This is a genomic window from Microbulbifer bruguierae, from assembly GCF_029869925.1.
Taxonomy (GTDB): Bacteria; Pseudomonadota; Gammaproteobacteria; order Pseudomonadales; family Cellvibrionaceae; genus Microbulbifer; species Microbulbifer bruguierae.
In genome coordinates this window covers 15,274-29,068 of record NZ_CP118605.1, presented here as the reverse complement: position 1 = coordinate 29,068, position 13,795 = coordinate 15,274, and the positions used below count along the sequence as shown (strand labels likewise).

The 13,795-nt window shown below is 56.4% G+C and carries 10 protein-coding genes; 1 reads left to right on the top strand and 9 read right to left on the bottom strand.

The features are described 5' to 3' along the window. Positions 1–59: 59 nt before the first annotated feature. From PVT68_RS00130 to cysM, 9 genes are all read right to left on the bottom strand, one after another. Positions 60–944, bottom strand: a complete 885-nt coding sequence (locus PVT68_RS00130; RefSeq protein ID WP_280320550.1) for an NAD(P)-dependent oxidoreductase — start codon at positions 942–944, stop codon at positions 60–62. Positions 945–998: 54 nt separating this feature from the next. Then, a complete protein-coding gene (locus PVT68_RS00125; RefSeq protein WP_280320549.1) occupies positions 999–1,799 on the bottom strand; it encodes an undecaprenyl-diphosphate phosphatase in 801 nt (266 codons plus the stop codon). 71 nt (positions 1,800–1,870) lie between these two features. Further along, positions 1,871–2,605, bottom strand: coding sequence for a tRNA (adenosine(37)-N6)-threonylcarbamoyltransferase complex dimerization subunit type 1 TsaB (tsaB, locus tag PVT68_RS00120; RefSeq protein ID WP_280320548.1), 735 nt, complete (start codon positions 2,603–2,605; stop codon positions 1,871–1,873). A 228-nt stretch (positions 2,606–2,833) separates the two neighbouring features. Next, positions 2,834–3,700, bottom strand: a complete 867-nt coding sequence (locus tag PVT68_RS00115) for a hypothetical protein (RefSeq protein WP_280320547.1) — start codon at positions 3,698–3,700, stop codon at positions 2,834–2,836. 381 nt (positions 3,701–4,081) lie between these two features. After that, positions 4,082–5,116 carry a ferrochelatase gene (hemH, locus tag PVT68_RS00110; RefSeq protein ID WP_280320546.1) on the bottom strand — a complete coding sequence of 345 codons (1,035 nt, stop codon included), beginning with the start codon at positions 5,114–5,116 and terminating at the stop codon, positions 4,082–4,084. A 300-nt stretch (positions 5,117–5,416) separates the two neighbouring features. Further along, the gene (adk, locus tag PVT68_RS00105; RefSeq protein WP_280320545.1) at positions 5,417–6,070 is read right to left on the bottom strand and encodes an adenylate kinase; all 654 of its coding nucleotides are present in this window, start codon (positions 6,068–6,070) and stop codon (positions 5,417–5,419) included. Between the two features lie 373 nt (positions 6,071–6,443). Next, positions 6,444–7,265, bottom strand: a complete 822-nt coding sequence (gene mazG / locus PVT68_RS00100) for a nucleoside triphosphate pyrophosphohydrolase (RefSeq protein ID WP_280320544.1) — start codon at positions 7,263–7,265, stop codon at positions 6,444–6,446. Between the two features lie 60 nt (positions 7,266–7,325). Beyond that, positions 7,326–9,578 (bottom strand): GTP diphosphokinase, encoded by a 2,253-nt coding sequence (gene relA / locus PVT68_RS00095; RefSeq protein WP_280320543.1) that lies wholly within the window; start codon positions 9,576–9,578, stop codon positions 7,326–7,328. A gap of 161 nt (positions 9,579–9,739) precedes the next feature. Next, the gene (gene cysM / locus PVT68_RS00090; RefSeq protein ID WP_280320542.1) at positions 9,740–10,642 is read right to left on the bottom strand and encodes a cysteine synthase CysM; all 903 of its coding nucleotides are present in this window, start codon (positions 10,640–10,642) and stop codon (positions 9,740–9,742) included. A 189-nt stretch (positions 10,643–10,831) separates the two neighbouring features. Between cysM and PVT68_RS00085 the strand changes: the two genes are divergently transcribed. After that, complete coding sequence (locus tag PVT68_RS00085) at positions 10,832–13,792, top strand: response regulator (protein ID WP_280320541.1); 2,961 nt, start codon at positions 10,832–10,834, stop codon at positions 13,790–13,792. Positions 13,793–13,795 lie beyond the last annotated feature (3 nt).

The window sequence follows — 13,795 nt, the reverse complement described above, 5'->3', positions numbered from 1 at the left end:
TTGTTGGTGATGAGCTTACGGACCTACGCCGTAAACCCAAGTGACAAGAAAATTGCGAATTACGTGAAATCCCTGACGTTGGTAAGCCGGGCAAACAGACTGGAGGTATCCCAGCGCCCACCACCCAGCGCCTGTACTTCACTGTAAAACTGGTCTACCAGTGCAGTCACTGGCAGCAGTGCGCCATTGCGCTGGGCCTCATCGAGAACGATAGCCAGGTCCTTGCGCATCCAGTCCACCGCAAAACCGTGGTTGTATTCGCCGGCAAGCATGGTTTGGTAGCGGTTTTCCATCTGCCAGCTTTGCGCCGCTCCTTTGGAAACCACCTCAACGACCTGCTCCGGATCAAGCCCTGCGGCACGGGCAAAATGCAGGCCTTCTGCGAGCCCCTGCACCACCCCGGCAATACAAATCTGGTTGACCATTTTGCACAGCTGACCACTTCCCACTGGCCCCAGCAGGTTAACGGCGCGGGCGTAACACGCCAGCAATGGACGGGCACGGTCGTAAACCGCCTGCTCGCCGCCGACCATAACGGTCAGCATTCCTTTCTCGGCACCGGCTTGCCCGCCAGAAACCGGTGCATCCAGAAAACCGCAGCCGCGCTCCGCGGCGACACCTGCCAGTTCCCGGGCAACGTCCGCAGACGCGGTAGTGTGGTCCACGAACAGGCTGCCCGCCGCCATGCCTTCGAAGGCGCCGTCACTTCCCAGCGTCACCTGGCGCAGGTCGTCGTCGTTACCGACACAGGCAAACACGAAGTCCGCCCCGCTGGCGGCTTCTGCAGGAGTCCCAAACGCTTCTCCGGCGTATTGCTGCAGCCACTCGGTGGCGCGGCTGGCGGTGCGGTTATAGACCCGCACCTCATGGCCTGCACGGGAAAGGTATCCTGCCATCGGAAAGCCCATCACGCCAAGACCGATAAATGCCACTGTGCTCGCCATGATCAAACCTCATCAAACCGTTTCAAGTTTCGCCACTTCAGGCAGTTTTGGATATTACCTGGCAAATATCATCCAGATCAGGGCACCACCCAACAGCAGGCGGTAGATGGCGAACGGGGCCATGCCAATGCGGCTGATAAACTGCAGGAAAAAATGGATACACAAATAAGCGCTGATACCAGACAGAACAACGCCGAGAATAATATCGCCCCAAACAACCGAGTCAGTACCCAGCAATTCCAGGGTCAGCAGCAGAGCGCTGAGGGCAATGACCGGGATCGACATCAAAAACGAAAAACGGGCCGCCGCCTCACGCTTCATGCCCAGCATCAACGCGGCGGTCATGGTTATACCGGAACGCGAAGTGCCAGGAATCAGCGCCAACGCCTGAGCGCCACCAATCATCAGGGCCTTTTTCCAGTTGAGCTTGCCAAGTTCATCCCGGCGCTTCCCGCCGACATCCGCCCACCAGAGCAACACGCCGAAAACTATCGTGGTTGTTGCGATGACTGCCGATGATCGCAGGTGTGTCTCGACAAAATCCTTGAACACCAATCCCGCGAGCCCCGCCGGTATCGTTGCCAGCACAATCAGCCACGCCAGTCGGCCCTCGTCGCTGAACTGGCCGGTTTTGAAGCCGCCGAGACCATCTCGTATCAAGTGCCAGACATCCTTGCGGAAATACAGAATCACTGCGATCAGGGATCCAAAGTGGACGGCCACATCGAATGCCAGTCCCTGATCCGGCCATCCCAGTACCTGAGTAGGTAGAATCAGGTGGGCGGAGCTGGAGATCGGCAGGAACTCGGTGATTCCCTGAATCAGGGACAGAAAAACAATCTGAAGAATATCCATACTGCGTACTATCTAATGGTCAGGCGGCACTATCGGAGCTTGTCCGGACCGCCAATAGTTATCGTTTTTTATTAGCCCTGGCGAATGCGCTGGCGCTTCTTCCAGGTAATTTCGTTGCGCAGATAGGCCGGCTCGAGATCCTGAGCACTGACGCATTCACCCGCTTGCCACAAGTCTGCGGCCAGAACTGCGATATCCTGCGCGTGCACCGCCAGCTCAAGGTCCAAATCCAGGGGGTTCAGTCCCGCCAACTGCGGGTAGTGCCAGCCGGGGCCAGCCGCATATACTCCCGCTCCCACTCCTTTGGCGGGGGCACTCAGGCTGCTGACGTAGCCCGCATTCTCAAGCGCGGACACTACCTGCTCCGGCGCAGAAACCGCATCGTCGAGCAGCGCGCGTCCGGGCTGGTCAGCAGTATAAAGCCCCCAATAGACCTCCTGCATCCGCGCGTCCAGTGCCGCGAGCACCGGTGCCCCCCGCCACTGCGGGTGGATACGTACCGCGCCGGCCGCCATGGCAGCGAGACTGGAAACCGGTACCACGGGTTTGTCCGCCGCGAATGCCAACCCTTGCACACAGCTGATTGCAATACGCAGGCCAGTAAAGGAACCGGGGCCGGAACTGACCGCCAGCGTATCCAGTTGCGCCAATGTGCACTGCCCTTTCGCCAGCACCGCATCCACCATGGGGAGCAGGCGACGGGTGTGATCCCGTTCCGCGCGCACAAACTCCTCATGCACCCGCCCATGGTCATAGAGCGCGACAGAGCAGGCACCGGAAGTCGTATCAATAGCGAGAAGTTTCAACGATCAGGATCCTTGAAAAGAAAACGAGGCGGCCAAACTGGCCCCGGACCGGGTGGGATCTGGAGTGACCTGGAGAGACCTGGAGAAATCGGGGCGAATTGTCGCATGCCCAGCGGCAAACGCAACCGGACCAACCGGGAATACGCCCGAATTTCAGACAAACAAAAGCCCCGGCAAACTGCCGGGGCTCGGTCAAATCCGATCGGGAAGACGCCTGGAGCTTTCCGCTCAGGCCTTTTTCGGTGGCCGACCGCGGCGGGCGCTGGCCTTGCTGGTCACCGCCTTTGGCGGACGCCCTCGGCGTGCGGACTTCTTGGGCGCTGCTTTCTTGGCTGCTGCTTTCTTGGCTGTTGTTTTCTTCGGCGTTGCTTTCTCGGCCTTGGTGGCTGCTTTTTTGGCTGGGGCTTTTTTTACTACTGATTTCTTGACCGCGGCCTTCTTGGGGCGACCCGGGGACTTCTTCGTCGCGGCCTTCTTCACGGCTTTTTTCTTCGCCGCCTGTTTCGCAGCTTTTTTGGCTTCTGCCTTGGCCTTGGCTACGGCTTTCTTTTCCAGGGATTTGGCGTTGGCAGCGGCTTTCTTCGCCGCAGCCTTCACTTTCGCACTGGCCTTTTTCTCCGCGGCTTTTACTTTTTTGGTATCCACCTTGGCGCGAGCTTTTTTCCAGCGGCTTTCAAAAGCCTTCAGGGCGCTGGCAAGATCCTTGTCCGCTTTGTTAGACAGCTTGGCCGCCATATCCGCCACGGTTTTTTTGGCGACCTCTTCTGCATTGCGCACCGCGTCCATGGCACTGGCCTTGGCCAATCCCAATTTTGCTTCCGCTAATTTAACCCGTAGCTCCCTGAGCTTGGCATTCGCTCCGGTCAATGACTGTTTGGCGGCTGCGCTACCGGTTTTCTGAACCCTGGCGCGGGCTTTACCTACCCGATCCAGCTGCGCATCCAGGGCCTTCGCCGCCGAATCAACCGCTTTTTGGGCCTTGCCAACAATTGGCGAAGCTCCGCTTTCAACTTTGGCTGCAGGCGCAGTTTTCACAACGCGCTTGGCCTTTACCTTGGCCTTTACCTTGGCTTTTTTCTTTGCCACTCGTGCCATCCCTTGTCTCCTCTTTCTCTATAAAAGAAGTCACCCTGATACTGTACCCACCAACAATCCGGCAATACCGGTTTGAATGCTGCCGGGAATTGCGACAGTCCTGAATTCTCGCACTTCAGATTGCATGTCAGAAAGGGTCCGGGCCAGCATGATTCCGCGACCCGGACCCCCAACTCTATCTGCATATCCATCGAAAGCGATCGCTATCAAATTAGAGAATCAGGAACAGCCCAGCCATAAAAAATGACACGGCTGTATCAAAGTTAATAAAAAAAGGAGGGTTTGCAAGAAAAACGGGTAAAAAAACACAATTTTTTTAAAAAACATCCATATTTTTATACCCGCAGTAATTTTCCCGTGGAATTTAACCAGAAGCAGCAATCAATTCGGCGATTTTTCGCATCCCTGTTCTGTCCGCATATATGAGCGGGCAATAGCTTCAATCGCCGCGATATGATCTTCACGCGCATTCAACGCGGGGATATATCGATATTCCTTCCCCCCCGCCTCAATAAAATTAGCGCGATTCTCCACCGCGATTTCTTCCAGGGTTTCCAGGCAGTCGGCGGCAAAAGCCGGGCAAATCACATCGACACTGGAAACCCCACTCTGCCCCCACTCCACCAGAGTTTTATCTGTGTAGGGCTGTAGCCACTCCGCCTTGCCGAACCGGGACTGAAAGGTGAGCTCCCACTTGTCCCGCGACAACTTCAGAGCCTCAGCCAAACGTTCAGCCGTTCCAACACACTGCTGGTAATAGGGATCCCCTTTACGGATATTGGCCTTGGGAATACCGTGAAATGACATTAATAGCTTTTCCGCCGCACCGCTTTTCTGCCAGTGTTCCCGCACTGAGTTTGCCAGCGCTTCAATATATAGCGGGTGCTGCCAGTAATCATGCACCACATTGATCTCGGGCACATCGCGTTCTTTCAGGAAAACTTTTGCCACCTGGCTGTAGATAGCGCCGGTAGTTGTCGCTGAATATTGGGGATAAAGCGGCAACACCGTAAAGTGCATTGCACCCTCGGTACGCAAACGCGCCACAGTATCCTCAAGACTTGGAGCACCATAAGTCATGGCGTAAGTGACGACCACATTTTCGCCCACAGCGGGATCCCCTGCGCTTTGTAACCGCTGCCGGAGCCGTTCCACCTGACGCTGGGTATAGTAGGTGATAGGTGAACCGGTAACGGCTTCACCATCCAGCCCATGGTTCCAGATTTCGGCATATGCGGGCGCGATTCGCTTTGGCCGCATCGGCAGTACAAACAGGTTGAGAATCAGTTGCCACAGCGGCCGGGGAATTTCCACTACTCGAGGATCAGATAAAAACTCCCTGAGAAAGCTACGCACGGCGCGCGGCGTTGGCTCTGCAGGTGTTCCCAGATTCATCAGAATAACTGCATGAGACATAGTGCAACTGACTCCTACTGAACTAAAGAAAGGATCACATATGTTGGCATCGCTCGTGCCAATTTGAAAATCAGCCCATCCGGACACCGAACAGAGTATTTCAGATACTTCGCTAAAAGTATCTAAAGGCGTTTCTATACGGAGAGATAGACCAGATCAATGACAAAAATCGCAGTGTGCATCACGGCGCCCCGTTATTGATCCAACCGACATTCACTCAACGCTCAATCTACCTATATCCCGGCAAAAAAAATGGCTCCAACAGGAGCCATTTTTCAAAAGGTCTTTTGAGCGCTGCGATCAGCTCAGGGCTGCCAGCACCTTCGCCCGGATATCATCCATGGAACCCACGCCCTCTACCTTGCTGTAGCTAGGCGCTGTTTCCGGCGCACGCTGCCCCAGCTCGCGGTAAAAGCCAACCAGCGGCTCAGTCTGCTCGTGATAAACGGACAGGCGGTTGCGCACGGTTTCCTCGCTGTCATCCGTGCGCTGCACCAGCGCTTCGCCGGTAACATCGTCCACACCTTCGACCTTCGGGGGATTGTAAATCACATGGTACACACGGCCGGATCCCTCATGTACCCGGCGGCCAGACAGGCGCTTAACGATTTCTTCATCATCAACCGCAATTTCCAGCACGTGATCGATACCAACATCCGCATCCAGCAGTGCCTGGGCCTGTGGAATGGTACGGGGAAAGCCATCAAACAGGAAACCATTGGCGCAATCGGCCTGAGCAATACGCTCTTTTACCAGGGCGATAATCAGATCGTCGGATACCAGCTGGCCAGCGGCCATGACGTCTTTTGCCTGCAATCCCAGAGGAGTGCCGGCCTTGACCGCCGCACGCAGCATGTCACCGGTGGAAATCTGGGGAATTCCGAACTTTTCTGTGATGAACTGGGCCTGGGTGCCCTTACCGGCGCCAGGTGCGCCCAGAAGAATTATTCGCATAGACAGAAAGTCTCCAGATCATGCCGACGCGGCACCGGGGAATGGCCCGCCGCTAAAAAGAGCGCTACCTTACACTTTGCCCATGAACAGGACAAGTCCGAGGCCAACGGCCGGGGGTTTTCTCGTAATAAATCCGGAGAAAACAGCCGGGGTACGTATGCTTGGTCATCCAGAGGTTACAACTTTTGGTAATCCAAAGTGGTAATACCAAGCGGTCACCAAAATTAAATTCCGCTCGAAGCGATCTACACTTCCCCCAGCGATTCCCAATACAGCCAGCAATACCACATACAGCCAAATACCACCCGCTCAACCAAAGGATCTGCCAATCCAATACTGGCAGTGCGCCATCTATGCTTGCGCGCGAGCGGTATCAGTCCCGGATTTTCTCGTCTGCCTTGGCAGCATCCCATAACCGGTCCAACTCATCCAAAGAAGCATCTGCCAGCTTCTTGCCTGTGGCCTCAAGCCTGGATTCTACCGCCCCAAAACGACGCTCGAATTTGCGATTGCACTGCCGCAAAGCAACTTCGGGGTCCACTTGCAGGTGCCTGGCCCCGTTGACACAGGCAAAGAACAAATCGCCCAACTCTTCCCGAGCATGCTCCATATTGCCGGACGCTACCGCCTCCCGCAGCTCCTGCACTTCCTCTGCAATTTTATCCAGCACCCCTTCGATATCGGGCCAGTCGAACCCCACCTGGGCGGCCCTTTTTTGCAATTTCATTGCCCGCGTCAGCGCCGGAAGACCGACCGCTACACCACCGAGGGTCCCTACCTCGCCTTTCGCTGCGCGTTCGGAAGCTTTTATCGTTTCCCAATTCTGCTTGATTTGCGCTTCATCTATGCCGGTATTGACGTTTTCAGCATAGAGGTCCCCGGATGGGAATACGTGAGGATGCCGGCGCACCAGTTTGCGCACCAGGGCATCGACAATCTGGGAGAAGTCGAAATGACCCTCCTCCCGCCCCAGCTGCGCATAGAAGATTACTTGAAACAACAGGTCACCCAGCTCTTCACTCAAATGCCCGAAGTCTGCCCGCTCAATGGCTTCAGCCACTTCGTAAGCTTCTTCAATGGTAGACGGGACAATAGACGCAAAGCTCTGCTTCAAATCCCACGGGCAGCCCCCATCGGGGTTGCGTAGCTGCGACATCAAGTATTGCAGGTCATCTACGGTGTAGCGCTCTTTCATACTTTTTCCTTAATGCATTTGTTGAAAAACGGTTTCAACAAACGGCCACTGCACAGGGTGTCAATGCAGGACCCGACGTTTGGCCGAAGCCACGTTGGGCAACTGATTGATACGATGCAGCACCTGGCTCAACTCCTCGAAATTGTGGATTTCGGCGGTAATCACCATATCTACCGTATGTTTGTGCTTGTTGGAGCGAGTCTGCATGGCGGTAATGTTGATACGCTGGCTGTCGAGCATTGCTGTAATGTCCCGCAACAGCCCGTGGCGATCGTAGGCCTCTACCATGATCTCCACCGAATAGAGTTCCGCGGGTTTTTCAGACCACTCTACCTGCAGAATACGTTCCGGCTCATCCGACTGCATACGCAGCATATTTGCGCAGTCTTTGCGGTGAATGGAGACGCCACGTCCCAGGGTGATATATCCCATGATTTCGTCGCCGGGCACCGGGTTACAGCAGCGCGCAATGTGCGTGAGCAGGTTACCCACCCCGTCGATATACACATCTGCCTGACCTTCCCGGGCGACCGGCGCAGTGAGCGAAAGGACCGGCTCGCCCTGCTCCACTTTCACCATCCGCTGCGCGGCATTCAGCACCTGACCGACACCTATGTCTCCAGCACCAACCGCTGCGTAGAGGTCATCCAGGGAATGCATGTTCAGTTTTTTGGTCAGTTTCTCAAAGTCGAAATCCGCCAGTGCCAGCTGTTTGAATTCGCCGTCAAGAATGGTGCGGCCTTCCGCCATATTCTGGTCCCGCGCCTGCTGCTTGAACCAGTGGATGACCTTGGCGCGGGCGCGGGATGTGGTGATATAGCCCATATTGCGGGAAATCCAGTCGCGACTGGGGGCTTCCCGCTTGCCAGTGAGAATTTCCACCTGATTGGCGGTTTGCAATTCGTGGTTCAGGGGTACGATGCGGCCATCCACCTTCGCACCGCGACAGCGATGACCGATCTCGGTATGGATTTTATAGGCAAAGTCCAGCGGGGTAGCGCCCCGGGGCAGATCCACTACATGGCCGTCCGGGGTAAACACGTAAATGCGGGTATCAACATCACTTGCCTGCAGATCGTCCTCAAGGGGGTTGCCGCCCACCTCTTCGTGCCAGTCGAGCACCTGCCGCAGCCAGGAAATTTTCTGCTCGTAACCGTCCTGACCTTCCAGTTGCCCGGACTTTTTATCGGTACCCTTGTAACGCCAATGCGCACAGACACCATACTCTGCCTCCTCGTGCATGGCGAAGGTTCGAATCTGAACTTCAAGCACTTTGCGGTCCGGGCCAATGACCGCGGTATGCAGCGAGCGGTAGCCGTTGTCTTTGGGGGAGGCAATGTAATCGTCGAATTCGTTGGGTATATTGCGCCACAGGTTGTGCACAATCCCCAGCACCGCATAGCAGTCCCGCACCGTGGGCACCAGAATACGCACCGCGCGAATATCATAGACTTGGGAAAAGCCGATATTTTTCCGGCGCATTTTCCGCCAGATACTGTAAATGTGTTTTGCGCGTCCGAAGACTTCTCCCTCAATGTCCGCCTTGCCCAGCTCGTCCCGCAACAGGCTCAGGACATCATCGATATATTCCTGCCGAGCAAGACGTTTTTCGTCCAGCAGACCGGCAATCCGCATGTAGTCCTCAGGTTCGAGATAGCGGAACGAGAGATCTTCCAGTTCCCATTTGATATGCCCGATACCCAGACGGTGCGCCAGCGGCGCATAGACATCCGCCACTTCCCGCGCAACCCGCCGGCGCTTGGCCTCATCGGCTTTTTTTGCCGCGCGAATTGCGCAGGTACGTTCGGCCAGCTTGATCAGTGCGACCCGCACATCGTCTACCAGCGCCACCAGCATGCGGCGTATATTTTCCGAGTGCTCTTCGACCGCACTACTCTGGTTTTCTTCTCCCGTCGCCGCACTGCGACTGCGGATGACCGCCATTTGCAATACACCGCGGATCAGCTTGGCGATGGTTTCTCCCATCTCCGCTTCCACGGTCTTCAACGGCAGGCGCTTTTCCCGCACTGCCCGATACAACATGGCCGCGCAGAGTGCTTCGCCGTCGATCTGCAGGTCCGCAAGGATTTCCACCATTTCCAGGCCGGTGAGAAAACTGCTGGTGCCCTCGACCCAGATGTTTTCCGCCTCAATGGCTTTCTGTTCCGCCGCCTCGCTCATTTCGATGGCTTTTCGCAGGGTGACCAGACTGCCACCATCCAGCTTAGCCAGCGCCTGAATATGCCGTAGCCAGGCCTCCCGATCCAGGGTGCCATCGGCCAGTCGCGGATAATTTTTTCTGACTTGTACCACGGTATTAACTCACGGCCAGAATGAATGGAATGTTGTTATTGTGCAGGCTGCGGAATTTATCTTTACAGCCTGATAACCCGAATTGAAATAAGGTCGAGATCGAAAGCGCGAGGCTAAAGCGACCACAAAAACCGTTTTCAGTATTTTTTATCTTCGCCGCCCTAGATCGGGGTTGTGACATTGAATAGTCCAGAGGACAGATAGCGATCGCCCCGATCACAAACAATGGCCACGATGGTAGCATTCTCCACTTCTGCAGAGATTTTCAGCGCTCCCGCAACCGCGCCGCCGGATGAGACACCGCAAAAAATCCCCTCTTCCCGAGCCAGCCGCCGGGTCATGGCCTCGGCTTCCTGTTGACTGATATCCATGATTCTGTCCACTTCTTCCGGAACGAATATTTTGGGCAGGTATGCCTCGGGCCAGCGGCGAATTCCCGGAATCGCGGACCCCTCTGTCGGCTGCAGGCCAATGATCTGGACATCCGGATTCTGCTGTTTCAGGTAGCGGCCACAACCCATAATGGTCCCCGTCGTCCCCATGGAGGAGACAAAATGGGTGATCTGCCCACCGGTCTGCCGCCAGATCTCGGGACCGGTGGTTTCAATATGAGCCACCGGATTATCGAGATTGGAGAACTGGTCCAGCACCAACCCCTGACCTTCCGCTTGCATTTGCAATGCCAGATCGCGCGCCCCCTCCATCCCCTGGGCCGCGGATACCAGAATCAGCTCAGCCCCGTACGCCGTCATGGCCGCCTTGCGTTCATCAGTGGCGGACTCGGGCATGATCAGGATTAGCCGGTAGCCCTTGATCGCAGCGGCCATCGCCAGGGCAATGCCGGTATTGCCGCTGGTCGCTTCAATCAGGGTATCACCGGGGGTAATCTGGCCGCGGGCTTCTGCGTGGCTGATCATGGACAGGGCCGGGCGATCTTTTACCGAGCCCGCGGGATTGTTCCCTTCCAGTTTGAGCAAAATGGTATTGGAGGTCTGCCCCTGCAGGCGCTGCAAGCGCACCAGAGGTGTATTGCCCACGCAATCGGCAATCGTCGGGTATTCCATAGTCAAACTTCTGATCCATCCGGGTATACGGGCGCACATTCTACCCCCGACCCGGCTTGGCTGCGAATGCTTCACGTTCACGGGCCACGCTCTGGGCAGAATTTCTACACCTTTTTACCGGACGTTTGGGGTGCCTTCTACCGCTCAAGGGGGTAAAATCGGATAAAAATAACACAGTCCACGGTTGCCATGACCCACTCTGACAAACAGCCCCAGCAGGAGTCACCTACCGATGTACCACAAATGGAAGCCCCGGAATCACCTCCCGTGAAGCCCCCGGAGCGTCGCAAATCCTCATACCGCTCCCGCCGGCGGGTCAGCCTGCGTACAATCCTGTTTCGCTACACCCTGGCCCCAGCGCTGATCCTCGCTGTACTCCTGTGCCTCATTTTTACCCTGCAACAGATGAGCGATCGCCGTGACCTTCTGCTAAGTCATGGCCACGCGAGTGCTCAACAGCTGGTAGAACTCATCGAACTGAGTGATAACCATCCGTTTGAAGTCCGTATCGAGTGGCTGAATAAAAGCCTGATGGCATTGATGCTCGAACGGGACATGATCCGATCTGTGCAACTTTACCGGGCAGTGCGCAATAACACCGGCGCGGAAGAATTGACGCTGATATCCAGCGTTGGCCCTCGCCCCAGGGCCAACCTGAAAGCGTCCGACCTACAGGGCCGAGGCGGCCACGTGTACGAGGACCTCCACAGCCTGCAGGTAATACAACCCTTACTGGATGCGGAGGCCCACTGCTGGCTGGCTATTGAACTGCACCGCCCCTATTTCCTTGTGGGCACTTATCAGGTGGCGCTGGTCGGGCTGCTGGGATTGATCGTCTGCGCCCTGACTGCACTGGTGTGGGCCGTGATTCTTGCCGAGCGGGCCACCCGCAGCCTGGACCGTTTCAAAGAGACCCTGCGCGCTATCGGCCAGGGCAAGCTGACCGCGCGCGCAGCCAGCTCCCGCAATCTGGAACTTTCCCAGCTGGCGGAGGAGATCAATCTGATGGCCGCGAATCTGACGGATTACCAGCGGGATTATCAGGAAAGCCTGCACCAGACGATGGAAGATCTGCGCCAGTCAATGGATGCCATGGAAGAACAGAATATCGAGCTGGAGCTCTCGCGAAAAAAAGCGGTGGAGTACAGCCGTTTAAGATCCACCTTCCTCACCAACACCACTCACGAAATTCGTACACCACTCAACGGTATTATCGGTTTCACCAACCTGCTGTTGAAAACCGAGGTAGACCAGCTACAACGGGACTACCTCCAGACCATTCTGCGATCTTCCGAAAGCCTGCTGACGTCAATCAACGATATTCTGGATTTCTCCCGCATTGAGTCCGGCAATCTGGTGCTCGACCACAGCCCCATGAACATCGGACAGGTCGTCGAAGAAACCCTGCAGATTCTGGCTCCCTATGGCTATGAGCACGGGCTGGAACTGGTGCCGTTTATCGACCCACTATTGCCACCATCCCAGATTGGCGATCCCCTGCGCATCAAGCAGATTCTTACCAATCTGGTCAGCACTGCGATTCGCTCCTCAGAAAACGGCAATATTCCCGTAACGGTTACCGTACAGAGCGGTAAAGAGTCCGAGTTGATGGTGCGCGTCAATATCATCGACAACGGTGCGCGCTGTGATGAGCAAACCCACCGGGAACTCAAGCACATCATCAATAGCAGTTTGCCGCATCAGGAACTCAGCAATAACGGCCTGGGCCTCAGTATCGCGCGTAGCCTTATCGAAACCATGCAGGGCGAGATGGGCCTTGACGACAACGAGCAAGGTGGATGTACTTTCTGGATCAACCTCCCCCTCGCCATCGACCGCAACCGCGTACCTACGACTCGCGAACAATTCCCCGGCTGCCATCTATTGCTGGCAGACCCCAACCCGATGACCCGCCGGCAAATAGAGCAGCAATTGCGGCACTGGCAGGCCGAACCGCTGGAGCACGGCGATGGCCAAAGCCTGGTGCCGACCGTCGAACAGATGTGGCGCCACGATGCCATGCCCGACGCGCTCATCATCGACACCGCCAATGCCGCGGGGGACTTCGAGTCATTCATTGGAACCGTGCAGCAGCTGGTGGATACCTTCCAGTGCCGCGTCGTGGTTCAGGGGTCCCCCGCAGATCTGCGCCGTTGCTACGACGCTCTGCGCTCACGGGTGCTGGCATTCCTCGGTAAACCGGTCAGTCGCGAGGGCTTACTGCGTGCGCTGAAACGCGCCCTGCCGCACCACGCACAGTCACGCCCTGTGACCGGCAGCTTCCCCCCGCTGCCCTGGCCCAACAAGCCCCGGATACTGGTCGTGGACGACTATGAAGCCAATCGCCTGCTCATGAGTGAATTGCTGCGGGGGCAACATATCGAAGTTCAAGTGGCGGCCAGCGGTCGCGAAGCACTGGCGATGTGGCGAGAACAACAGTTCGACATGATATTCATGGATATCCAGATGCCGGAAATGGATGGCATTGCCACCACCGGCAAAATCCGTCAGGAGGAGTCAGGCCATAGGACACCGATCATCGCCCTCACCGCACACGCGGGTACCGAGGAGAAGTCGCGCCTGTTGAGCGCCGGCCTTGACGACTACCTGAGTAAACCTGTCAGCGAAACCCAGCTGTCACAGACCGTAAAACGCTGGCTGCAGGTCTACGCCAGCACTCACTTTGAACCGCCGGCCGCACTTGTGGAATCAAGATTAGTGGATATCACTGAAAGCCTGGACCTGGCGAACCAGGACCCAAGCCTCGCCCGCGACCTGCTGCGCATGCTACTGAAGAGTCTGCACGACGAGGAGCGGGAAATCTCCCGCTATTACGGAGCTGGCGATCACAAGGCGCTGTTCGAATGTGTCCACCGGTTACATGGCGGTTGTTGTTACTGCGGCGTTCCTCGCTTGCGAGCGGCCACCGAACAGTTGCAGGAGTACCTGCGACCACTACAGGAACAGGAGCAAGCGGATATCGATGCCAGTGCTTACGAGTTACTGACAAAAGAAATCCGCAGCCTGCGGGACTGGGCCGCAGAGCAGGATCTGGATGCCCTGTTCGGCCTAGAGCAGATCGGAAAAATCGGAATTTCAGGTATGGAAATTGCTGAAGAAGCAAGCACTAGTGATGGAAGCCCCCACTGACAA